The sequence below is a fragment of the Desertivirga brevis genome, assembly GCF_017355835.1.
Map to the genome: position 1 here is coordinate 46,874 of NZ_JAFEWF010000001.1, position 24,670 is coordinate 71,543.

The following is a 24,670-nucleotide window of genomic DNA, read 5'->3' on the forward strand; positions in this document are numbered from 1 at the left end:
TATGGCGTCCTCTAAGTTACTTCAGCCCAAAATCTTCCCACCTGTAAAATTGAAACGTTTTATCATCACTCATAGCCACAAACAATCCGTGTTTGAAATCTTCATTAAGCCGTACGGCCACAACATCCGATCCGTCGCTTGAAAGGGTAGATACCTTAATGGATTTTAATAACGTATGAGTATGCTTACCGCCACTACCTTCCCGGCTATAAACCTTGAATTCATTAGCGCTTTGATCTGATACCAGTATATAGCCTTTTCTTTTCGAGGTTTTATAAATACTGATACCTTCATTATCTTCCCGATATCCCTCAGTACCAAAAAGAGCAAGTTCCTCATTACCTTTGTTGGGGTCAGCAAAATACTTTCTAATACCGAACTGCTCGTCTGAATAGTATACATAGCCTAGTTCATTATCTACCGCAATAGCTTCTATTTCTTTTTTACCACTATATTTACCAAACTTTCGTACCAATATGGCTTTCACCTGTCCTTTGCCGTCGTCTTCCAGCAAGTATTGCCACAGATAGCCGTCTTTTGGCCCCGTCTTCCTACCAACAATCGCATAGATTTTACCAAAGGCATTTTTATATAGGGCAATACCCATAAGGTCTCTGTATTCTGGTTCGCTTTCATTAACAAAGACTGGTATGCCTCCGTTATCCACCGGCTGCATGTCGGGCAGAGAGAAGATGCGAAGATTATGGGTCATTCTTTCGGTCGCGACTGCTATATCTACCTTCCTGTTTCCAAGCTTTAAACCGTAAGCAATGTCGACGTTGTTAGGTCTTTTTAAACCTTTTACCGTTTTTTCCGGAACAATTTTACCCTTAAGATCAAACACATACAGGCCACCGTTTTCATTTTTATCGGTTCCTATTACCAGCGATTCGCCAGGCTTTTTTGAATTTACCCATATTGCCGGGTCGTCGGTATCGAACTCAACTGGTTCTGTTATATATAATGGCTTTATTACCTGGGATGATGTAGGGGGGCTAACAGGGCTCTGTCCAAGCTTTCCGTTTGAACAGGACGTGAAAAAAGCAAGAGTCAATGCAGCCGCTGATATTTTATATGGTTTTAAATCGAACATTCTTTAATGGATTATTCCTTGCTACTTTTCAAGTTTGAGGCTTACTTCTTCGGTTTCTATGTCATCGTATTCGCCCTTAAGGGTAAGAGTAAGGACTTTCCCTACCAATTTGAATGAGCCTTTGTAGCTAAACTCTTTTTCCTGGCCATTCTCCTGTTCCACTTCACCCTCAAGTTCAAGGTCGCCCTCCAGTTTATCATCTTCAATTTCCTCAAGGTCGGCCTCTATTTCAATTTCTTTATTTTTAATTTCTTTCTCGCCGCAATCGTCAACTTCTTCAGTTTCCTTTAGTACCACAACAGCTTTCAGCTCGCCGTATTCAAATTCGATCTCAATTTCCTTAACATCGTTTACTGATAGCTTGCGAATATCTTCGTTAACCAGCCCGAAAAGGCTTAGGAATTTTTGAAACTCTGCCGGGTCTTTAATGTCCAGCTCATATCCACCATAAATACCTTCATCATCCAGTACTTTATATTCAAAAGTATTAGAGGTATTAACCACTACTTTCTCATTTCCAGCCTTTAAACCGCTTAATTTGATTTCTAAGCCTCGTGAATTAGTGTTAAAAACTTTGTCGTCGAAAAGTTCCTCGTCTGTTTCAAACTCAACTTCTATTTCCTCTACTCCGGCGGGGAAGGTTACACTGCCTTTTCCCGTGTTCTTATCAAAAACAAGTTTAAGGTCAATATCCTGATCTTCAGAGGTTGTACAGTCGTCTATCTCATAAAAAGCTTTTGCATCCTTAATATAAGAGGAGAGGGTATTAAAACCCTTTAAGTCGGTAACCTCGAAAGATACAGTTACATCTTCTTTCAACGGAATTACTTTTCCGCCTAACTCTTCGCGATCGGGGTCTACACGGTCAGCCAAGGTTATTTTAAAGCTGAATTTATCTTCGTCTTCAAGACCTCCATCCCCCTCGTCCGAAAGTAAAAGGATCTGAGGAAAGTCGCCTTCCACAAGGGGACTAACAAGATTGTCGTTTTGTTTATCACAGGCTGAACATGCCAACAACATGGCGCATGCCAGATAATTGATCTTTTTCATTTTAAATTAATAGGATAGGGTTAGAAATTAAACTTCACGCCAAAACGCGACCAGTAGGAGTAGTATTCTCTTTGAATTAGTTGGGATTTATTCCCCTGATACATTTCAAATGGTGCATTGGTAAGGTTTAGGAATTCACCAAAAAGGCGTATTTGTCTGGTAAACGCATAACTCGCACTAGCATCCACTTGTATCCTGCTTTTTACATAGATATCTTCATTTTTTGTTCCGCCAACCTCCGACAACCTACTACCATTCAGGTTAATAGAAGCACGTAGGTTAAGCTTCTTTCGCTCGTATGCTAAAGATCCATTCCCTACACTTTCGGCTTGACCGGGTAGGCGTATTTCTTCTGTAACATTAGCCGATTCAGCATTAGCGCTGCGACTCTGAATAGTAGCTTTAGAGTTAGTATAGGTATAGTTCAGGTATACGCTGAAATCTTTTAATGCGGGAACAAAATTAAGCCTCCTTTGGAAAGCCAATTCAAATCCGGTAAGCTTGGCTTTGTTACCATTTTGCGCTTGTATAATATCAATTGCAGAGATCGATGGTGTTCCTGTTAGTGGATAGGGAGAATTGAACAATACTTTGCGATAAATAAAATCGTTTAACGACTTGTGGAATACCCCCGCTGATACTATCCCTACAGATCCAAAGTAGTGCTCAGCCATAAGATCATAATTAACTGCACCCACTGGTTTTAGTGCGGCATTACCAACATTTGCAATCCTATCTTCGCGGTTGATCTCCTGAGAAGGAATGATCTCAGAGAAATTAGGTCGGGCATATGACCAAGTAAGGGCAGCACGCAGGTTACTGAACTTATTTAACTCGTATTTCAAGTGAAACTGCGGAAGCAAGAAGTCATAATTGCTTTTTCCCGATACTGGTACGATATCCTCAAGATCGCCTGCCTCATCAATCAATACATCGCTTGAATTATATCTTACCCTGGTTTGTTCGTAACGAACACCGGCAAGTACCATCAGCTTTTTGATCTGCTGCCTTGCCATAAAATAGGCCGCCGTTACATCTTCTTCTGCAGAGAAAGCTTCCAGAGCTTCATCAATTGCCTTGTCTTCTATTTCAAGTTCAAAATTTGCCGGATTAGCATTGTAATAATTTATCAGGGAATTAATGGCAAGAGGACGTCCAAGATCGTATTTTCCTGAAAGAAACTCGTCTTTAACCGGATCTCCAGTAAATGCATCAAGATTAGGAACTCCCCCCAAATTGCCAAAGGTATTTTGTTTGATCCTATAACTTTTTGATTTTGACCTGATCTTGGCTCCAAACTTAATTAGTCCTGTACTTTCATTCAACTTGTAGGGGAGGCCGAAGTTAAATTTTGCAGTAAGATTTTTATCCTTTGCAAGGGTATTTCCGAAGCCGATCTCGTCAAATTCGTAGGATGAATTATCTGTATAGTTTGCCGCAACAATACTGGGATACCTGGGATTTGTAAAGCTTAAGTTGCTTGGGATACCAGCCACAAAAGATGCTTCGTTGTCGTAAGGGGTATGTTGTTCACCATAGCTGTATTGTGCCTCATAGTCCAAAAAGAAACGGCTGAAAGTATGCTTAGCACCTGCATTTAGTGAGGCAACAGATTGAGCTTCAAAACGATCTTTTGTAAGCTTTTCAATTTCCTCATCTTCAGGAATGAACACATATCTTCTACGCCACTCCCTGTCAGTAAAGCGAGAATAAAGCGATTTGAAATATATTTCATGTTTGTTATTGAATTTATAGTCGAGCGTAGAGCTTAAACCCAGCCGGGTACGCGTCAATTCATAATCTCTTAGCTCCACCTCGTTATCTGCAATTGCCCTCTCTACGTTGTCTGAACCAAGGTCGTTATGATAATAATTACCATTCACCATTACACCGAACTTCTGATTCTTTCCAAGACGCTGCCCGTACTGTAATTGCCCCTGCAGGTTACCTTTTTGCATCAGGTTATTATACCCACTACCTATCGAACCTACTATTTCTGGTTTGCTTGTTTGTGCAGAGCGGGTAATAAGGTTGATTGAGCCTCCTATGGCATCTCCGTCCATATCCGGTGTTAAGGCTTTTGATACCTCTACCGAAGCTAATTGGTCTGAAGGGATCGCATCCAAAGCAACGAAGCGAACATCGGCCTCAGGAGAAGGAATTTGTTCCCCGTTGATACTGGTATTAGTGAATTGAGGTGCCAGACCGCGAACAGCAACGTAGCGGCCTTCCCCCTGATCTCTTTCGAGTGTTATTCCAGGAACACGTTGTAGAGCTTCAGCTGCATTAGGATCAGGGAAACGCCCAATCTGATCTGCAGCTACAATATTTTTAATGTTGTCGGCATTTTTTTGTTGGTTGAGGGCCTTTGCTTGTCCTTGTGTGTACCCATTCACAGCCACGTTTCTTAATTGATGCTGTAGATTGGCCAGGGAGATATTAACTACCTTAACTTCCTTATCCTTCAATTGAACCTGGATAGTCGTGTCACGGTACCCAAGATAGCGAATAGATAAGCTAACGGTTCCGGAAGTGGTGAACAGTTCATATTCTCCACGAAGGTTACTAGTTGTTCCCTGATTGCTGCCACTAAGCACAACAGTAGCACCAGCAAGGGGATGCATACTTTCGCGTTCTGTTATTCTTCCTTTAACTACGCCACGTTGGGCCATTGCCAAAGAACCCAGCATTAAGATTGGAACAGAAATTAAAAATGATTTGAAGTACATATGATTTTAATTGTGCAGCAAAGATTAGGTAGCTCTATTTTCCTGGCAATTTTCAGGCGTTACAAAAAGGAAACAAGGCCTCGAAGTGCGTTAACAGGAAGGCAACAAACACGTGTTTTTGTCTTTCTTTCTATTGAAAGACAGAGTGTTATGGTGTTTTCTTTTGCCATTATCCTTTTGTTAACCATGTGTTAGCTTTAATGTTTAGAGGTTCTGAAGGAAGGCACTTAGGTTTTCTCCTTCCTCAAGGTTTAACTTTTTCCGCAAACGGTAACGAGCAATTCTAAGGCTGTCTTGCGATATTCCAAGCATTGTTGCAATGTCTGCAGAGTTAAGATTCATTTTAAGAAGGGCCACCAAACGATAATCAGAGGATGTAAGAGCGTTGGAATGTTTTTTTAGCCGATCGAAGAAGTTCTCATGTACACGCTCGAAAACGATCCTGAAATCTTCCCAGTTCTTATCCTGGTTGTTATTCTGGTTAATCAGATTGATCACCTGTTTTAATTCTTTGCGTTGATCCCTCTTGTCATCCTTGATCATCGCGTTAAGTTTGTCCTTTAACTCATCAAGCAGTTGGTTCTTTTTAATAAGGTGCAGCGTGTGACTGGTAAGTTCTTTGCTCTTTAGTTCCAACTCGCCTTTAAGACTTTCTTCCTTAAGGTGCTTACTTCGAAGATCAAACTCAAGCGACTTCTTCTGACTTTCGTATAACACCCGGTTCTGTTCATTAAGTTGTTGTTCATTTTTAATCTTCAGTCGCTGCCTGCTAATCACACTTATACCAAGGCAAACTAATAATATGGAGATCAGGATAGTGGAAAAGATGATAAGGAGGTTCAGTTGCTTGTCGTTCTGGAATTGTGCTATTGCATTGTCCTTCTGTTCTATTTCGAATAAGGTCTGAAGAACCATCTGTTGATTTTTATTGTCCTCTGAAAAAATCGTTTGGTATATCTCTCTTCCCGCGTCACTATAATAATAGGCGCTATCATTCCTACCCATTAGGTTGTAGGTTTTTGAAAGATCTCGATAAGCGCTTGCCAACTGATAGTGTTCTTTCATCCTTGTAGCTAGATCTGCAGCTTTGTGGGTGTAAAGTAAGGCCTGACGGTAATCGGCGCTTTTACGGTAAACGTCACCCAGGTTATTCAAAACCTCTATCTGGGCCATTTTATCACCTTGATTACTGTTATATAGCAAAGCGAGCTTAAAATGCTTCAGGGCCGAATCGAGTCGCATTTTATCCTCGTAGAGACTCCCTATATTTTCGTGTATCTTGGCAATTCCAGCCTGTGCCTGTGCTTTCTTATATTGTTCTAAGGCCTTGTTTTGAAAATCAAATGCCCTATTATGATCCCCGCTTTTCTCATATGCTTGTCCAATAAGACCCATAGATTCAGCAATTCCTATCTTATCCCTGATCCGGTTATAAATATCGAGAGCCTCTTTGAATATCTTTAATGCTACATCGTATTGGTGGGTGTAATAATAGGTGTTACCGATCTTATTGAGATTCTCTGCAGTTTCCCGGTCATATTTTTTCTTTCTAAAAAGAGCGTCGGCTTTGTAATAGTTATCCAGCGCCTGGGAAAATGCGGCTTGATGGTAAAAGATTTCGCCGATTTGCCTGTAGCACGCCCCGACGGTGTAAGTGTCGTCTTTGTTCAAAGCCTCCTGTAACAGACTTTTAATTTTAAGGTATGCAACATCAGGACTCTGATTGATCAGCATCTGAGTTTGTTGAAGTTTCTTGTCATACCGTCCTTGCCCGAAGACCAAGGATGCCGGCAGCAAGCAAAATGCAATAAGATAGAAAATGGATTTGTTAAGGCGACTTAAACTCATTGTGAATGCTTCATCATGGAAGCACAAAAGTATAGCCTGGAGGTTAAATAAAGATTATGCTAGTGTTAGCTGGTGTTTATTCAAAACAAGGGATTCTATAATCTGTATTAAGAAGAAGGGCAGTGGGGATAAATAATCACGTAACTTAAAACGCTACTATGGTTGAATTATTGATGGATTTTCCAGATCATGTAGCTGCTTACAGAGCAGTAGGATCAGTTAGTAAAGAAGAGTACGAAAGCATAGTGATGTCACGCGTTAATGAGGTGGCCGAAAAATATGGAAAGTTAAATTTCATAGTGCTTCTTGAAACCGATATGGACAACTACAGTATTGGTGCATTTCTAGAGTACCTTAAGATTAGCTTTCAACACTTTAGTAAGTGGAAGAGGATGGCAATTGTTAGCGACGAAAAATGGCTTAGGACTGCTTATGAAACTTTAAGCCTTCTTGTTCCTGGAGTTATTAAAAGTTATCCTTTGTCTGAATTTGATAAGGCAAAAGAATGGGTTTCTGGTCCGGCGGAGGTTTAACTTCTCTGCTTCGTAGTTTCCATAAAGAAATACTGTAAACCACATGTGCCAGCACAAGGTGCAGGTAGAAAGCCCTCTTGTTAATTTTTGGTCGATAACATGCTGCACGGAAAGATAACTCCCAAATTATAGAACCAGTAATTCCGCCGAATACACCAAAGGCAGCAGCATGCACGTAATTTGCTTTTGTGTCCTTATGTTTTAGAACGTAAAGCTGAATTGGCGACCACACGGCTCCCATGGTATAATGAATTAGCCACCCATCTGCTGTTAGCCTTTGCTGGCGCTTATCCTTCACCACCAAATGGTCTACAATTCCAGCCAGCAACTCTGGTTCCCGGTAGTTTTCCTTTTTCAGAGATGAAATAAGGTAACTAAAAGCAGTCATTATAGATGTTGCGACTGTACTGGTTAATAAGGTCCTTCTAATTTTCATCTGCCTCCTTATTCAATCGTTCTTTTTTGCGTTCCTCTCGTTTTTCCTTCCGTTCTTTCCTGCGAGTCTCCTTATCCTCACGATCCGGCCCGGCTATTGCTTTTGCAGCCTTAAGCAGTATGTTTTTGTCTGCACCTTTATCTTTCTGGTATACGCCCATCATCGCCGAAGACAACCCATCAACAGTAGCATCAAACTGAATTTTGAAGAACGATTGCCAGGCTTCACGCTTCACGTTAACAATCCCTTTTTTAAACTCTCCATTTTTTCGGGGATTATCGTTAGGTAGTACGGCATTAGACACAAAGGATAGAAAGCCTTTTTTATCAAGAGTATCCTTACCTCTGTCCTTTTCTAAAAAAGCAATCTTCATATCCGAATAATAAAAGTTAACTACCCCAGTGCCTGTGTACTCATTCATTTTAAGGTAAGTCTCCAGTTTATCAATACGACCTTTTCGTACCTCTATTTTACCTAGAGGTCTAGACAAGATGTTAAAAGCCCTGGCATCCATTGGGCCAAGAATTGAATAGGATGTGAAGCCCGCAGCAGGGTCTTTTAAATTAAATGTATACCATGATTCCATCACCCCCGCATTCATAACTTTCATTTTAGAATGTACTTGTATTGTTGGTTTTCGTTCTTTAGTCAGGCTGTGGTTGGTTAGATTATCTATTTCTGTAGTTGCTTGAGTTAAAGCCAGCGTCGAAACACTGTCTGTTTCCCGGGCAAGGATCCTGTAATAAATATCTCCCTTTATTATCTTCGTTTTACGGAAAGTAAGATCAAATGCAATAGTCTGGAACTTCTCCTGAGGATAGGCGTTTCGTCTGTTCTTTTCTTTCAGCGGGTAGTTATAATTGGAATAAATCTCCATCCATGACTTTGCTATGGTTTGCTTGTCAACAAACAATTGTTGTGTTTTGATGAACTGATCTACATCAATTCCGGTCCATGTAATTCTATCAAATTCCCAATGATAGCGATCTTTTGCAAAACCTGCTACTCTATGGAAGCTCGCCTTACTGTATCGTGGCATAACTGAAACATGGCCAATGAGTAGAGTTTTATTTGCGGGAAGCAAGGATACATTGTGTGAAATGATGTTGTAAAATTTGTCGGGCGTGGTCAAACGGAAATAGTCCATTGTTATATTCGTCCTTCCTTTTCCAATATCGTTTTTGGCCGGGCTGGTCTTCATGCCATTTATCACTATATCCATGTTTCTCAAATAATCCGTTGTGCCTCTGTTGCGATTATTGTATTTAAAGTCCAGGCTGCTGATCGTCATGTTTTTGACAGCCATCCTATTAAAAATCAGGCGGAAGGCCTTGTATAAAGCTGATGGATCGGAGGGTTTATTATTATAGGAACGAATCCTATTGTTTATTATAACCGATGGATTTCGGGCATAAATACTGTTTACTGCAAAATGGCGTCCTTTATCTGTTTCAGTAAACCCAATTCCTTTTAGTCGCATTTCAGGTACTACCACGCTTGAGACATTATTAGGGGCTTTTTTTTGAGCAATAAGGCGCTTGAGCACCTTTTGATCTGGGATGAGTCTTAGATCCTTAAGGTCGACATACCCAGAATCCATATTTATTTTGAACGTGGTGTAACTAATCCTGTAAAGACTGTCGCTTGCTTCTACCACCATATCCTTGATCTTATCTTCTAAAGCTTCCTTAATTCTCGGCGAAGTTTTTTCGATAAGTCTCTGTTTTATTTTTTTTGCAATGGGGACATCCTGATTATCAGTAGAAAAGAAAAGCCATAGAGCTACAGCAAGAAGCCCGGCAAGTATTGCTCCAATTCCCAGGCCCATCCACAGCTTTTCACTTTTTGTTTTCATAGTTATCGAGTGTCAAAACTCCTTGTTCAATACACCACCTAATACTCTTTTATTGAATAACTCTACCTTAAATATATCCAGCTGCGGCTTTTACACTGCTTCAACATAAAGGGATAACCATCTTTCGATAAAGAATGAGTTAAATCAAGCAAGCCTGCTTTTGGTATAGTTTTCATAGATAAAGTGTTTGCCTTATAACTCGCTTATTCTCATGTAGTTTAAGAAAGTCTTGAAATAGGTATTTATCCGGAAATTAAAGGAAGCATTAGTTTCTGTTCCTGCTAAGGTATAAAGGAAAGGGTTAGGGAGGAGACTCTATTAGCTTTATGAATAAACTCCAACAGATAAAGAGAGGAAATCACTAAAAGCCCCCGGGCACCGGGGGCTTGTTACTTTTAAGGATTTATTGCCGGCTTACTCTATAAATAACGCCATTGGTATCATCACCCACTAGCAAGGATCCATCTGTGTGAACAGCTAGTCCTACCAGTCTACCAAAATGAGCACGATTGTTATCTACAAGAAAGCCCGTTAGGAAGTCGTCAAACCTTACCGGCTTTCCATTTTCAAAATGAAGTCTCACCACTTTATATCCAACAGGTTTACTTCTGTTCCACGAGCCCCTCATAGTAACAAATGCATCATTTCTGTATTCTGCTGGAAACGCAGATGAAGTATAAAATACCATTTGCATAGGAGCTGCGTGAGCATCATAACTAAGCGATGGTAAAGTGGTCATGGCTAAATACTGTTGGAATGTAGCATCTCCCGGAGGAGGTTGAGTACCAGGATTATACTTTCCTTCATCATAGATGTAAGGCCAACCATAGAATGCGTTCTGCTTGATAAGGTTAACTTCCTCTTTCTGTTCATTGTCGCCTAACCAATCAATACCATGATCCATACCCCAGAATTCATTAGTTTCCGGGTGCCAGCCAAACCCAATGGTATTTCTCAGTCCCTTGGCATAAATGCTCATATTACTGCCATCAGCATTAGCTCTTACAATCGTAGCATTCATTTCATTAGGCTCATCACAGGAATTACAAGTACTTCCGACTGTAATGTACATCATCCCATCGGGACCGAATCCTAAGGTACGGTTCGGATGTTGTCCTCCGTCGGGAAGGTTGCTGATGATCATTTGAGGTTGCCCTAAAGTTCCGTCAGCATTGATATTTGCAGTATAAACTTCTCTTACAGCAGCTATATACATTTTGTTATTACGTATTGCTAGTCCATGCGCTTGTTTTATGGTTGCTACAATCTGTTTCACCTCCGCAATACCATCATTATTATTGTCTTTTAGCATTAATACAAGCCCAGCTTCACGGTCGGAGGCATAGACTGTGCCATTGCTATTAACCACAAGGATTCGTGGTTTACCTAATTGTTCGGCAAATTTGGCTACTTTGAAGCCTGCCGGTACTTTCAGCCGACTAACGTTTTCGGCAGTCGCCTTAACAAGGGCCGGACGAAATACATAACCGCTAATCTGGGCTGAAGTTGTTTCTTCTTCTGTTTCAGGAACAATAGTATCCCAGAAGCTGTCGCCATCTTTTTTACAGCTGTAAACCGCGCTTGTAAGCAGGAGTATCACTCCGAATGCACGGATTAAATTTGTTTTCATGTTAGATATTTTTTAAAAGTGTAATCAGGGGTTCAATACTACCTTAACGCAATCGTCTTCTTTCTTTTTAAAGATGTCATATGCATGAGATGCTTCACTAAGAGGTAGCTTGTGGGTAATAATATCGTCAAGCACAACTTTTCCTTCTTTAACCAATTCAATTAGTTCGTCAATATAGTTCAGAACCGGTGCTTGTCCCTGCTTTATGCTAATTCCCTTGTCGAACATCCGATGAACTGGGAAATTGTCAAAAGGAGTTCCATAAACACCAACTATAGTAACTGTGCCTCCGCGTCTTACTGCTTTAAAGCAGTTCTCAATTACTTTGCTGGTTCCTTTTTCAAAGTTTATGGTCGCTTTGAATTTCTCGAAGATGGTACGCTCAGCTTCAAAGCCTACCGCGTCTACACAAACATCCGCGCCCCGGCCTCCGGTCATTTCGCGAATAGCCTGGATAGGATCCACATCATGAGGGTTTATTGTTTCTACATTGTTTACTGCACGGGCTTTTTCCAACCGGTAGTTTAGAGGATCGATGGCAATTACACGGCTGGCTCCTTTAATCCAGGCTGCTTTCTGAGCCATTAATCCTACCGGGCCAGAACCGAAAATAGCAACAACTTCGCCGCCTTTCATTTGCGCCCAGTCAATTGCAGACCATCCAGTAGGAAATATATCGGTTAGGAAAAGTACTTGATCGTCGGTCATGTTATCAGGAACAATCCTGGGACTAATATCAGCATATGGCACTCTTACGTATTCGGCTTGTCCACCTGAATAACCCCCATACAAATCTGTATACCCAAAAAGGGCACCGCCTTTTCCGTCCATTAGGTCTCCTTCAGGACCGTAATATTCATAATTTGAGTTCTCGCAATGCGGAGAGGCCCCATGAGTACAAAAAAAGCACTGACCACAGGCAATAGGGAAGGGAACAACCACTCGATCTCCTTTTTTAAGACGTGTTACTGCTGACCCCACCTCTTCAACAATGCCCATAAACTCATGGCCCACGATCATATCTTTAACCTGCGGAATACCACCATCATAAATATGGAGATCAGACCCACAAATAGCCGTGGAAGTTACTTTCAGGATCACATCTCCCGGATCTTCAATACGAGGGTCGTCGACTGTTTCAACCCTGATATCTCCAGGTTTGTGAAATACTGCTGCTTTCATAGTAAATTTTTTCTTTTAGATGTAATGCTTTAACAGGTGATAGTCAGTGTAGTTCTGATTAATTTTAATCTGTGGTCTTTGTTGCAGGGTAGTATTGTATGGCTTCTTATTAAGAATCCTATGTGCTTTAATATAATTGGATTTAAGAAAATAATGAGATCGTCTCACTCACAATCACTGGTAATAGAAGGCCTGTTGGGGAAGGGCCAGCTACACATTGAAACTTTTTTATTACACTTAACTGGAACCATAATGCTTTTCTGATTTTTTGCTTTTTTTGCTTTCTTCTCAAACAAATGTTTAAACATCGTTTATTCTTTATAATTTCAGCCCGTAGTAAGAAAATGCTGATCAATTTATTCGTCACCTTCACCAATCCAATTTTTAATGAGTTTTCAAACGCGAATTAATAACTGGTTCAAAAAATTTAGAAAATATCTGTTGTTTTATCGGGATGGATATTTTGAATTACCATATTTGTCCAATTCTCCCGAGCTCATGATCGAGTCCCTTAAGCGGGTTCCTTTCACAAAACACGACCCATCTAACAACACCATTCAAACTAAGAGTATCTTCTCAGAGGGAACCTTTTACTATCGTAAAATTTCCGACGGCCTCTGGGTTTTAGTATCGGAAATCACGTTTAAAAAACACGTTGCAACCAAAGCATTAAAAGATAAGGGGGGATGCGATTACTATTTTCTTAATCACTTCAGATATAGTAGCAGGACCAGGGGAATTACAATAAATGGCCTCACTATTCCAAAACAAGGTTGGTCAATTTCTAAGCCGGGTACGGAAGTAAATAGCTATTTCAATCCAGGAGACAGCGGTGTTTTTATTAACATCGCTTTCAATGAGGAATGGCTGAAAAAAAATATCCGCTGGGATAAAGACAGCGAGTTCAGCAGCTTTAAAAAGTTTATTGATTCGAATAATACATTTAAGACTTGGGCCGATATCATTCCGGAAGGAAATAATCTTACAAACAATTTGTTGAATTATTTGCGCTCGGAAAATGAAAGCCTTGGCAATATTCAGCTAAGTATTGTGTGTCTTCAGCTTATTGCAAGTTTCCTTGCAAAAGTTTCAAAAAGCAATTATTCTAATGCTATGACTACAACCGAGGCAGACAGGAGGTTGTTAGCGAAGGCAGAGAAACTAATTACCGATTCGGTTACGCAACGGTTTCCAGGAATAGATACCATTGCCGCTGCTGTAAGTATAAGTCCGACAAAGTTAAAAACGATCTTCAAAGCCACGTACGGCGTTACTATGTTTCAGTATTATCAGGATAAACAAATGAAGGCTGCCACAGAACTTCTTAATGAAGGACGCACTGTAAAGGAAGTAGCTCTGATGATGGGATATGACAACCAAAGCAACTTTCGGGCTGCGTTTAAGAAGCATTACGGATACAATCCTTCTAATCTTTAAGGTTGATCTTCAGGGCAATAGTTAAATAAAGTCTTTTCTAACTACTTAAATGTCTTATCTAACTAAGCCATGAGCTGCCTTTGTTTCATCTTTGTTCAGTGACCAAGGGGAACAATCTATCTAAAACAATTTACTAAAATGCCTGTTATGGACTTGTCTCTCTTAAAATAATTAATGCTTTTAACTTATAATAATATAATAAATATCTACCATGAATTAAGCAAGCTTACATCTACCGTGAAAGCGATGCGCTCAAACTAATTCAACATAAAATTAAAAAAAACAAAAGGGTCAAGACAATAAGTCTTATGACGTGCAGCCCTGCAGCTACCTATGCCTCCGCCTCAATTCAAGGATACTTTCACATGAAGTTTCTGAAATGATATGAGCCGGAGGTTTTTCTTATCGAAATCTTTATATATTTAGCTAAAAATATAATGTATGATAGACGATAACCAAATCTTACACAAGCCATTCAGTGCAAGTATCAATATTTCAAAGATTGAGTACCCTGTTTCATTCCAGTTTAAGATAGGAACCTTTGCCAATGATTTTATAGCCACAGATGCTTCAGGCCGCACAATTGCATTTGTCCGTCAAAAGATGTTCAAATTCAAAGACGCGATAATGATCTATTCTGATGAAAGCAAAACCGAGCTACTTTACCAAATTAACGCGGATAAGTGGATTGACTTTAATGCAAGCTATTCCTTTTCGGATGGAAATGACATTCCATTAGGAAGTGTTGGGAGAAAAGGTATGAAATCCCTATGGAAAGCCAGTTACCAAATATTTGATGCCAGCAAGGTTTCTGAGTTTAATGTACGTGAGGAAAATCCCTGGGCTAAAGTTTTTGATGCCCTACTTTCGGAGGTTCCATTTTTGGGACTGTTCACAGGATATTTCTTTCATCCTAAGTACACGGTTGCTAATGAAAAAGGAGTGTTAGTTGCCCGCCTATCCAAAGAATCTTCATTTTTCGGAAGGAAATTCAGGTTGGATAAATTGGAAGATCTAGAGCCCGCTCAAAGTGAACGCATAATTCTTGGTCTTATGATGATGGTTTTGTTGGAAAGAAGGAGAGGGTAGATTATTACGCTTCCTCCTCAGGAAAGTTCAGGAAATCAAACTTGATATTTCCTGAACTTAAATAAATTGCGTTACACGCATTTGGCTATGTATATTGTCTCGATGGCAACTAAAATTAGCTTGCATACAAAATAAGCAAACTGAAAAAGGGCTGAATGCCCTTTCTGATCATTAATAAAAAGAACGATTATGTAATGCAAATATGGATGGTCATTATTAGCTCAAAATTAAGGTAATGCTATGAAATTTGTAAACTTGCTTTCTCTGGAGTATTAAAATAAACTACCACGCCAATTGCGTCCTCCGGTATTTTGAGCTTCTTCCATTTACGTAAAGTCTCAATGAAATGCTCTTACAAGAAACCTAATTGTTGTGAATTTTAAAAATTGCCCACATAATTGATTTGGAAATTACTTAATATTAATTCAAAGAAATCGACTAATTTAGACTTTCATTTCTGACCAAGTTGAGCCGATTTTGATGAGACTGATTGTTAAGTTATTTGCTTGTCCTGTATTGTTTCTACTATTATCTAACCTTGCAGGATTTTCACAAGACATTCAGTTTAAACATATCTCCTTTAGAGAGGGCCTCGCTCAAAGCCCTATTTCTACTATTTTCAAAGACAGTAAAGGTTTTATCTGGATTGGTAACTGGAAAGGATTGATCCGCTATGATGGCTATGAGTTTAAAACATTTAGTCACAAGGATAATGACAGCAGCAGTCTTAGTAATAACCGCGTGAACGCCATTTGCCAGGACAATGAAGAAAGGCTTTGGGTTGGTACCTCACATGGTTTAAACATTTATGATAAAAGAAACGAGACTTTCAGAGCTGTTGGAATCCAAAAGCAAGTCAAAGGAGGCGCTAATTACATTTCCTCGGTTATAAGGGATGAAATGGGAAATATTTGGGTAGGATCTTTTGGCGGAGTAAAGCTAGCAGACCCAACTCGTTTCACCGTTTCGGATGTTGAATCTTTTCGTTTTCAGAAGGATCTATATTCCGGGGTCGTTTTCACCTTATTTAAGGGTAAGCAAAAGCAAATTTGGGCAGGTACAAGAAAAGGGGTACAAACGTTTGATCCTGCAACAAAGAAGGTGCTTATGCTGCCAGAAGTTCTAAGGAAAAATGAAGCGTTGTCTAACGCGAAAGTCCTCGTCATCACTCAAGACAAGAGCGGAAATATGTGGTTCGGAACGGAAAGCTCGGGGCTCTTTAAATACGATAAAGAAGGTAGATCTCTTATTCAATACCAGCAAAGCGATCAGGGGGTAGGCCTGGCCTCCAACTGGATCAAAGGTTTACTTCCATTACAGGATAATAAGATCTGGATAGGCACCAGAGCAGGATTGAGTATATTCGATCCTTTAAAGAACACATTCAGCAATCACCATCATAGCCCTTTTAACACAAAGAGTTTAAGTGATAATACTATCTGGAGTTTTCTTGCCGATGATGCAGGAAGTATCTGGGTAGGTACTTTCGCCGGCGGGCTGAATATTTACAATCCATTAAATGCAAACTTTCAAAATATCGGAGAAAAATTAGGCCCAGGTATCGGGTTAAGCAATAGTGTAGTTAATGCAATCATTCCGTCAGGAGATGGAGGTTTTTGGACAGGAACACATAGCGGAGGCCTTAACTATGTTAATCCTAAGAAAGGAGAAAGTCGTAGCTATTCCATAAAAATGTATCCGAACCGCTCAAGCAATTATATCAAAACTTTAGCAGAAGATGGTAAAGGGAACATTTGGGTTGGTACTCTCGATGGATTGGCTTTATTCAATAAGGAAAGCAAGGAAACGAAGTATTTTTCATTTCCAGTAGAGGGAGCTAAGTTAAGTGGTAGTCTTGTTAATTTCGTTTTGCCCGACCGAGAGGGCGTATGGGCCGGTACAAACGGCTCGGGCTTACGTTTTAGAGCGCACGACGGTACTGTAATAACCTTTCAGAAATCCGAAGACAGGTACTCCATCGCAGATAACTTTGTAACTGCACTATTAAAAGACGCTAAAGGGAATTTATGGGTTGGTACCCAAGGTGGATTAAGTTATTTTGATGTGAGGCAGCAAAAGTTCACTCGCCGTTACCGGAAAGCGAAGGAGCGCTCTCTTAGTCATAGTACTGTCCTTTGTCTATTTCGTGATCGAAATCAACGCTTATGGATTGGGACGGAAGGCGGCGGATTAAATTACTTCGACCCAGCCTCAGAGTCTTTTTATTCCATCAATCAAGGCCTTGGTTTAAGTGATAATGTCGTCCATTCAATTATAGAAGATAATTCAAAGAATATCTGGGTGAGTACCGATGATGGCTTATTTAAAATACACTTCAATAAGTTTGTCGTGCCCTTTTCCAGGAAGAATGTTGAGGTAACTCAGTATACCGCAAATGATGGATTAGCAAGTAATCAATTTCTGACCAACGCGGCAATTAAAACAAAAGATGGGAAGCTGTTTTTTGGGGGTATTAACGGACTAACATCCTTTCATCCCGAAAAGATCCTCAAAAATAATTACAAACCTTTAGTGGTCCTTACTGATCTTCTAATTAAAAATAAGAAGGTAAACATCGGTGACGAGAATCAAGTTCTTGAGCATTCAATATCCGAAACTTCTGATATTACATTAGAGTACGACCAGGGCTTTATAACCCTTCGCTTTGCTGCTTTGAATTATGTAAATCCAGCTAATAATCGCTATGCCTATAAGTTGGAAGGATTAAAAAGAAATGATGACTGGAATTATTCGGGTACAAATAATACTGCAAATTACACCAATCTGGAGCCAGGGACCTATACCTTCAAGGTAAAGGCCGCCAATAACGACGGAATTTGGAATAATGAACCCACCGTCCTGAAAATAAAAGTATTGCCGCCTTTGTGGCGTACATGGTGGGCTTATCTACTTTACCTGATAACAATTACGATTGTTGCCACCGTAATCCTGCGGTTCCTTAAAATCCGCTCGGATCTGGAGCGGAACCTTTATTTTGAACATCGCGAAAACGAGCGTCAGAAGGAGCTATACCAGCAGAAGCTCGATTTTTTTACGAATATCTCTCACGAAATCAGGACTCCCTTAACGCTTATCGTTGGCCCACTTGAAAAGGCATTAGGAAGTTTAAGGAATAGTCCTTCGATTTTTAACCAGCTGAATATTGTAAGAAATAATGCCGAGAGACTGATGCGCCTGGTGAACGAGCTACTTGACTTTAGAAAAGCAGAGTCGGGCAATATGAAACTGCAGTTCAGTGAGTGTGATATTCAGAAATTTGTTGCAGAAATATTCTTGTCTTTCAAAGGCTTGGCGGCCACCCGTAATATTCATTATATGCTTATCCCAATCGACAAGCCTATCAAGGTTTATTTTGATAAAGATCAGTTGGAAAAGGTGTTATTCAATATTTTGTCAAACGCCTTTAAATTTACACCAGATAATGGGAAAATTACCGTAAAGCTGGAGGTTCATAAAGAAGTTGAAAGGGAATGGGTGAATATCATTATTTCTGATAATGGAAAGGGTATTCCTGAAGAGTTTCATGAGAAGCTTTTCGAAAACTTTTTCCAGGTAGAAGGCCGCGACTTTAGCATTGGAACAGGCATAGGACTTGCCCTGTCTAAAAGTATAATGGAACTTCATAAAGGCTCCATAAAGGTTAAAAGTCGTCTTCAGCAAAATGATAAGCCCGGCGAAACAAGCTTTACTGTTACACTTCTAATTGGGAAAGAACACCTTGAGAACGAAGTACTTGTTCCCGCCTATATGAATAGTGATAATGCAGATTTGTATCAGGTACAATCGGCGATAACAGAATGGATTGAAGATGATGTGAAAGTACCAGTTGAAAAACGGCATACAGTGCTGGTAGTAGAGGATAATGAAGATGTAAGACAGTTTATCAAAGATGCACTTAATTCACAATATCATATCCTTGAAAGTGCTGATGGTGTGGAGGGACTTTCTGCTGCATTTGAGAATATTCCTGATCTTATTGTTAGTGACGTTATGATGCCGAAAATGGATGGTCTTGACTTTTGCCGCAGAGTAAAAAATGACGAACGTACAAGTCACATTCCTGTGTTATTGCTTACTGCGCGTACAGCTTATATTCATCAGGTTCATGGCTTTGATAAGGGTGCTGACGCTTATATAACCAAACCATTTTCAGTACAGATCCTGCAATTACAAGTACGTAATATACTGGCATCGAAGGATGCTTTACGTCTCAAATACTCCTCACAGCTTATACTTCAGCCGCAAAATTTTACAGTAGAATCACCTGAAGAAAAATTCCTTCAAAGATTGATGGAAATAGTGGAGAAGAATATGGAAAGCGCAGAATTCGGAGTCGCCGACCTGGTAGATGAAATAGGAATGAGTAAAACTGTTCTCTACAAAAAAGTACAAGCTCTTACCGGTATTTCCATAGGCGATTTTATCAAATCTATCCGGCTAAAGCGCGCAGCTATGCTCCTCCAGCAAAATAAAATTGGAATTGCAGAAGTAGCCTACTCTGTAGGATTTAATGATCGTAAGTATTTCAGCAAGGAGTTTAAGAAACAATATAACTTATCACCCTCCGAGTATATTCAGCAGTTTAGTCCCGAAGAAGGTTAATACCCCAAAAATATTTTTCTACCCCTAAAAGCGGAAATCTGAACCCTTCCTCCTGCTTTAGTTAAATGCTTTTTTGTACTGTTCTTAACTGAAGATCTGTGATTGTGTATCTGCCTAACAGCAGGTACTAAGATTTGAAGAAGATCAAAAGCATTGCTCAAACTAAATAATTAACCATATAAACTAAATTTCATGAGAAAAAACAACCTCGCAGCTGTTGTAGCTGCCGCTATTCTTGCGGCTGTTAGCTTATCCTGTAAAAAGCCACAGACAGCGATCCCAGAAGATTTAACTGATTCTTCGAAGAACTCAAGCGGTAGTAAAGTCTCCGCTATAACGGCGCTCACTGCTATAGATAATATGGGAACAGGGTTTAATCTTGGGAACACTTTTGATAAACCAAGCCATTCTACTGATCCCAATAACATTAAGCCTATAATCGACCTTTATTATAATGCCGGCATGAGGCATATGCGTATTCCTATAACCTGGATGGATGAATTTACCAGCAGGCTAGCTGATGCCAACGGAAATCTTAATACCAATCACACGCGGTTGGCTCAATTAAATTCAGTAGTGGATTATGCACTCGGCAAGGGGATGTATGTAGTGATCAATGCTCATCACGAACATTGGCTTAAAGACAGTTACGATGGCTCTTCAAATTATAATACAAAGTTTACAACTTTATGGACGGGCATTGCGAATTACTTCAAAAATAAGTCAGACAAGTTGATGTTTGAGGTGCTCAATGAACCTGAAGGTAAGTTCGGGCAATGGGGAACATCAACTTTACCTACCAATAGTACAGCTATAAATCTAACACGACAGATCAATAAAGTGGGTTACGATGCAATCCGGGCAACCGGAGGGAATAATGCTACAAGAGTGATTATGATTTCGCCGAATGGACAGGCAAATGATGGGCAGCTGGACGATGTTTATCCTGCCAAAGCCGGTCTTCCAGGCGCAGGTAACGATCTCTATTTAGCTGCTCACGTTCATTCCTATGATCCATGGAACTTTTGCGGGCAGGAGGGAAGTAATTCCAACTATCCAGGCAGACAAGCTTTCATTAATGACATTAATACTACCGCCAGCCATGCAGGTGCTTTAGGTATCCCGGTAAATTATGGAGAATTTGGTGCGGGGAGAGTAAGTGCAACAGTATCCCAGAGAGATTCATGGCAGGTAAGGGAGTATTACCGCACTATGCGTACAACCATGCTTTCTCATGATATGGCTCCCACTGTTTGGGATGACAGAGGGTGGTTCTCACTTATTTCCGGATCAGGAAGCTCTTATAATTTCGTGAATTTTATCGTTCCGCATATGATGGCCGAATCTTTACTTGGCAAAACAGTAATTCTGCTTGGAAATAACTCAAAGTTTGTAGACGGCAAAAGTGGAAGTGCACCGATGTGGTGCAATTCAACGACAATAGGCAATTCTGAAGAGTTCCTTATTGAAGACCGGGGAAACGGCAAAGTAGCACTTAAAAGCTCCGGTTTCTACACCTCTTCGGAGAATGGCGCTACTACAGGGATGAATTGCAACCGTACTTCAGTAGGTGCAACGGAAGAATTCTGGGTGGTTTATCTTGGAGGTAATCAGATGGCCTTGATGGGCAACAACCAGAAGTTCGTTACTTCCGCAAATGGAACCTCGGTAATGACTACAACTTCTTCCAGTATTGGGGGCTGGGAAAAATTCAACTACACTGTTCAATAAGAATTAAATAACAAGATATGGTTTGAGGAAGGCGTCTGAAACAGACGCCTTTTTGGATAGAACTATACCAGTATTCAGATGAAAAAAGCCCCGGAACAATCATCAGGACGTTTTTACCCCTATTTTGGGAATCCAGGCACCCCTGTTTCCCCCGGTTGCAGTACATATTTGTCCAACCAATATGAACGAAGTATGAACAAATTTCAACCGATCACACCAGAAGGAATCAGACGTCACTATGTCGCACAGGTCACGTCTTAAGAAATTTCCTAAGCATTAAAAACTGAATTTTTTTAAGGTCTAATCAATTATTAACATGGAATTTTTTTACAAGAGATCCATTACTCTACTCATTTTGATCTTCAGTTCTGTGGCCGGAACTACCTTTGCTCAAACGCTCAGAGTAACCGGACTTGTAACAGACACTAAGGGTGAAACTTTACCTGCAGTAAGCATTAAAGTAAAAGGCAGTAACACCAGCACAGCAAGTGATATTAATGGGAAGTATAGTATCAGTGTTCCCAACGCAAATGCTGTTCTTGTATTTAGCTTCGTTGGATTCGAAACGCGCGAGATGCCAGTAGCCGGAAAGAGTACTATTAATGTTGCCCTTCAAACTACAAGTAAAGACCTTCAGGAGGTTGTAGTTGTGGCTTACGGTACACAGAAAAAATCCAGCTTAACTGCTGCTATCTCTACTGTTAAAGGCGAGGAAATACTAAAGTCACCAACATCTAACGTCACTAATAGTCTTGCTGGTCGCTTACCGGGCGTAACCGTTATTCAACGGAATGGGCAGCCGGGATTAAATGCTGCAGATATCAGGATCAGAGGGGTAGCCACTCCGTCTAACTCCTCTGCACTGATTTTTGTCGACGGGGTAGAAAGGTCTTCATTTGGCGACATTGATCCCAATGAGATCGAGTCGATATCTACACTAAAGGACGCATCAGCTACAGCGCTTTATGGTATCAGAGGAGCAAATGGAGTGGTTATTGTAACCACCAAAGCAGGTAAGGCTGGCCCTCCAAAGATTTCTTATAGTTCTAATGTAAGTATTCAAACGTATACCGCTATACCTAAGCAACTTAACTCCTATGATAATGCCCGTTTGATGAACGAGGCAATGGCCAATGATGGGCAAGCGCCACGCTGGACCGATGTGGAACTAGCCAAGTTTCAGGATGGCTCAGATCCTTATGCCTACCCTGATGTTAACTGGTTTGATTATGTTACAAGGAAATATTATCCTCAGACACAGCATAACCTGAACGTAAGTGGAGGTACAAGTCTTATAAAGTATTTTGCTTCAGTAGGATATCTTTTTGAAGATGGTATTTTTCGCGATCTTAAATCGCCTTACGGTTACAAAACAGCTCCTTCTTACAACAGGTATAACTTTCGATCCAATGTCGACTTTAATTTCACTAAAGACCTTACGGTTGGAGTAAGGTTGGGAGGCCGCTTAGGTAAGCGGTATCAACCTGCCGGGCAACGGGCATCCAGTGGTACCTTTAGTTACGACCACCTTCAGGGCATCATCTCCCGCATATTACAAACACCGTCATTTGCTTATGCTCCTGAATTGCCGGGAGGCCTTATTGCAGGTAATACCGACGTAGGTACAAATGTGTGGAACCCGCTGGCGGTATTAACTCGTTGGGGATATCGTGAAGACGAAAATAATGCTATCGAAAGTGTATTTAACCTGAATTACAAACTGGATAAGTTGTTACCCGGATTGGCGTTCAAAGGGTTATTTTCTTATGATTCTTATTTCAACGGAACAACGCGACGCAATGCTACCTGGGCAGAATATCTCTATAACCGGCAAAACGGCCAGATCTCGCTTAACTCTAATGGCACTCGTATAAACGATGAGCCTCCTGGCTCACTACTTGCTGATTTCAGTGGTAACGTAAATACTAATATCCAACTGGGTTTCAATTACTCACATAGCTTCGGCAGGCACAATGTCGGTAGTATGCTACAGGGGGTAAGGCAGTTGAACAGGACCGACCGCGATGGGGCTACCGATGCAGCACCCTTTGCGATGCAGGGTATAGTGTCAAGGACAACCTATAATTATGCAGAGAAATATTATCTGGAGTTTAACCTTGGCTATAATGGTTCAGAGCAGTTCGCCGGTTCCAAAAAATATGGTTTCTTCCCGGCTTATTCTGCAGGTTGGACTATATCAAAGGAGGATTTCTTTAAAGATCAAAAATGGGTTGATTACCTAAAGTTCAGAGGATCCTACGGTAAGGTTGGGAATGATAACATTGGCAATAACCGCTTCCTGTTTCTTACCCGTTATGAAACTACTGCAGGTGGTATTGGTTTCGGCTACCCTGGTCAAATTACCTCCACCCGCACTGTTAACCTGGCTCAACTTGGAAATCCAGGGGTAGAGTGGGAGACCGGTACTAAACGTAACTTTGGTTTTGAAGGGCGTTTTTGGAGAAACAGGGTTTCCTTAACAGCCGATATTTTCGACGAAACCAGGTCCGGAATACTTTTCCAGAGAAGCTCATCTCAAGGAAGCGGTATCCTTACATTCGGAGAAGATTATCCGGCTATCAATATCAATAAAGTTTATAACAAAGGATATGAAGTTGAACTAAGCTTTAATGATCGCTCTGGAAATTTGGGTTACGGTATCAGCTCTCAGCTATCTTTCGCCAGAAATAGATACGAGTATGCTGATGACCCTTCCAATACTCCAGACAACCTTAAGAACACTGGTCAGCGCATTAACCAATATCGTGGCTACATCACCGAGGGATTTTTCAATAGTGTTCAGGAGGTGAATGAATATATGACCAAAATAACGCCTATCGGGGGAGTAAGGCCGATTCCGGGAGATTTAAGATATCGCGATATGAATGCGGATAATAAAATCGATCAGGAAGACCGTGTACCTATCGGATATTCTAATGTCCCTGAGTATAATTACAGCATAACTCCAAATGTATCCTGGAAAGGTTTGTCGCTGTCGGTAATGTTCCAGGGCGTTGCAAATGTAAGTTCAGATGTAATTCTGACTGAGCAGAATAACGGTTTTCAGATGTATGAGCATCAGCTGAACCGTTGGACGGAAGCTACCAAAGCCACAGCAACATGGCCCGCATTACATTTCCGTGGTAATGGCTATTACAATTACCAGCTAAATGATTTCATTCTTCAGAACGCCTCCTATTTAAAACTAAGGAACGTAGAGTTTGCCTGGACGCTGCCTAAGAGGTGGATACAACCTGTTAAACTAAGTTCTGCGAGACTGTTTGTTAACGGGCAAAACCTGCACACCTGGACTAAATTCAAAATGTATCTTGATCCCGAGCAGATTAATACCTACAATACCGAGTTCTCCAGACAATCAATTTATCCATCATCCCGAATTTACAACGTAGGGGTTAACCTTCAATTTTGATTAT

The 24,670-nt window shown here is 40.6% G+C and carries 14 protein-coding genes; 6 read left to right on the forward strand and 8 right to left on the reverse strand.

Translation table 11 applies throughout. The annotated features are described in order from the left end of the window. Positions 1-16: 16 nt before the first annotated feature. From J4N25_RS00230 to J4N25_RS00245, 4 genes are all read right to left on the reverse strand, one after another. Complete coding sequence (locus J4N25_RS00230) at positions 17-1,093, reverse strand: phytase (RefSeq protein ID WP_207420104.1); 1,077 nt, start codon at positions 1,091-1,093, stop codon at positions 17-19. A gap of 21 nt (positions 1,094-1,114) precedes the next feature. Continuing rightward, positions 1,115-2,143: a hypothetical protein gene (locus tag J4N25_RS00235; protein ID WP_207420105.1), complete on the reverse strand. Its 1,029-nt coding sequence runs from the start codon at positions 2,141-2,143 to the stop codon at positions 1,115-1,117. A 20-nt stretch (positions 2,144-2,163) separates the two neighbouring features. Beyond that, on the reverse strand, positions 2,164-4,872 hold the full coding sequence (locus J4N25_RS00240) for a TonB-dependent receptor (protein ID WP_207420106.1): 2,709 nt from the start codon (positions 4,870-4,872) through the stop codon (positions 2,164-2,166). 204 nt (positions 4,873-5,076) lie between these two features. After that, positions 5,077-6,720: a tetratricopeptide repeat protein gene (locus tag J4N25_RS00245; protein ID WP_207420107.1), complete on the reverse strand. Its 1,644-nt coding sequence runs from the start codon at positions 6,718-6,720 to the stop codon at positions 5,077-5,079. 158 nt (positions 6,721-6,878) lie between these two features. On the opposite strand from J4N25_RS00245, the gene J4N25_RS00250 reads away from it, so the two are divergent. Continuing rightward, on the forward strand, positions 6,879-7,253 hold the full coding sequence (locus J4N25_RS00250) for a SpoIIAA family protein (protein ID WP_207420108.1): 375 nt from the start codon (positions 6,879-6,881) through the stop codon (positions 7,251-7,253). Here J4N25_RS00250 and J4N25_RS00255 read toward each other — a convergent pair. From J4N25_RS00255 to J4N25_RS00270, 4 genes are all read right to left on the reverse strand, one after another. Continuing rightward, positions 7,186-7,689, reverse strand: a complete 504-nt coding sequence (locus J4N25_RS00255; RefSeq protein ID WP_207420109.1) for a hypothetical protein — start codon at positions 7,687-7,689, stop codon at positions 7,186-7,188. The two genes, J4N25_RS00250 and J4N25_RS00255, sit on opposite strands and share 68 nt — an antisense overlap. Further along, positions 7,679-9,544 (reverse strand): hypothetical protein, encoded by a 1,866-nt coding sequence (locus J4N25_RS00260; protein WP_207420110.1) that lies wholly within the window; start codon positions 9,542-9,544, stop codon positions 7,679-7,681. Before J4N25_RS00260 ends, J4N25_RS00255 begins: the two co-directional genes overlap by 11 nt. 403 nt (positions 9,545-9,947) lie before the next feature. Beyond that, the gene (locus J4N25_RS00265) at positions 9,948-11,174 is read right to left on the reverse strand and encodes a PQQ-dependent sugar dehydrogenase (RefSeq protein WP_207420111.1); all 1,227 of its coding nucleotides are present in this window, start codon (positions 11,172-11,174) and stop codon (positions 9,948-9,950) included. Between the two features lie 24 nt (positions 11,175-11,198). Further along, positions 11,199-12,356, reverse strand: coding sequence for a zinc-dependent alcohol dehydrogenase (locus J4N25_RS00270; RefSeq protein WP_207420112.1), 1,158 nt, complete (start codon positions 12,354-12,356; stop codon positions 11,199-11,201). A 387-nt stretch (positions 12,357-12,743) separates the two neighbouring features. Between J4N25_RS00270 and J4N25_RS00275 the strand changes: the two genes are divergently transcribed. From J4N25_RS00275 to J4N25_RS00295, 5 genes are all read left to right on the forward strand, one after another. Continuing rightward, positions 12,744-13,793 carry a helix-turn-helix domain-containing protein gene (locus J4N25_RS00275; RefSeq protein ID WP_207420113.1) on the forward strand — a complete coding sequence of 350 codons (1,050 nt, stop codon included), beginning with the start codon at positions 12,744-12,746 and terminating at the stop codon, positions 13,791-13,793. A 441-nt stretch (positions 13,794-14,234) separates the two neighbouring features. Further along, complete coding sequence (locus tag J4N25_RS00280; protein ID WP_207420114.1) at positions 14,235-14,882, forward strand: LURP-one-related family protein; 648 nt, start codon at positions 14,235-14,237, stop codon at positions 14,880-14,882. Positions 14,883-15,362: 480 nt separating this feature from the next. Then, entirely contained in the window at positions 15,363-19,505 is a 4,143-nt protein-coding gene (locus tag J4N25_RS00285) for a hybrid sensor histidine kinase/response regulator transcription factor (protein ID WP_207420115.1), read from the forward strand. Between the two features lie 192 nt (positions 19,506-19,697). Continuing rightward, positions 19,698-21,236, forward strand: coding sequence for a glycoside hydrolase family 5 protein (locus J4N25_RS00290; protein ID WP_207420116.1), 1,539 nt, complete (start codon positions 19,698-19,700; stop codon positions 21,234-21,236). A gap of 316 nt (positions 21,237-21,552) precedes the next feature. Further along, entirely contained in the window at positions 21,553-24,666 is a 3,114-nt protein-coding gene (locus J4N25_RS00295; RefSeq protein ID WP_207420117.1) for a SusC/RagA family TonB-linked outer membrane protein, read from the forward strand. Positions 24,667-24,670: the final 4 nt, after the last annotated feature.

What these genes read in the sequence shown, in the direction of transcription:
- J4N25_RS00290 (WP_207420116.1), top strand. Translation starts at nt 19,698, where the DNA reads ATGAGAAAAAACAACCTCGCAGCTGTTGTAGCTGCCGCTATTCTTGCG.
- J4N25_RS00255 (WP_207420109.1), bottom strand. Translation starts at nt 7,689, where the DNA reads ATGAAAATTAGAAGGACCTTATTAACCAGTACAGTCGCAACATCTATA.
- J4N25_RS00285 (WP_207420115.1), top strand. Translation starts at nt 15,363, where the DNA reads ATGAGACTGATTGTTAAGTTATTTGCTTGTCCTGTATTGTTTCTACTA.
- J4N25_RS00260 (WP_207420110.1), bottom strand. Translation starts at nt 9,544, where the DNA reads ATGAAAACAAAAAGTGAAAAGCTGTGGATGGGCCTGGGAATTGGAGCA.
- J4N25_RS00265 (WP_207420111.1), bottom strand. Translation starts at nt 11,174, where the DNA reads ATGAAAACAAATTTAATCCGTGCATTCGGAGTGATACTCCTGCTTACA.
- J4N25_RS00235 (WP_207420105.1), bottom strand. Translation starts at nt 2,143, where the DNA reads ATGAAAAAGATCAATTATCTGGCATGCGCCATGTTGTTGGCATGTTCA.
- J4N25_RS00295 (WP_207420117.1), top strand. Translation starts at nt 21,553, where the DNA reads ATGGAATTTTTTTACAAGAGATCCATTACTCTACTCATTTTGATCTTC.
- J4N25_RS00245 (WP_207420107.1), bottom strand. Translation starts at nt 6,720, where the DNA reads ATGAGTTTAAGTCGCCTTAACAAATCCATTTTCTATCTTATTGCATTT.
- J4N25_RS00280 (WP_207420114.1), top strand. Translation starts at nt 14,235, where the DNA reads ATGATAGACGATAACCAAATCTTACACAAGCCATTCAGTGCAAGTATC.
- J4N25_RS00270 (WP_207420112.1), bottom strand. Translation starts at nt 12,356, where the DNA reads ATGAAAGCAGCAGTATTTCACAAACCTGGAGATATCAGGGTTGAAACA.
- J4N25_RS00250 (WP_207420108.1), top strand. Translation starts at nt 6,879, where the DNA reads ATGGTTGAATTATTGATGGATTTTCCAGATCATGTAGCTGCTTACAGA.
- J4N25_RS00275 (WP_207420113.1), top strand. Translation starts at nt 12,744, where the DNA reads ATGAGTTTTCAAACGCGAATTAATAACTGGTTCAAAAAATTTAGAAAA.
- J4N25_RS00240 (WP_207420106.1), bottom strand. Translation starts at nt 4,872, where the DNA reads ATGTACTTCAAATCATTTTTAATTTCTGTTCCAATCTTAATGCTGGGT.
- J4N25_RS00230 (WP_207420104.1), bottom strand. Translation starts at nt 1,093, where the DNA reads ATGTTCGATTTAAAACCATATAAAATATCAGCGGCTGCATTGACTCTT.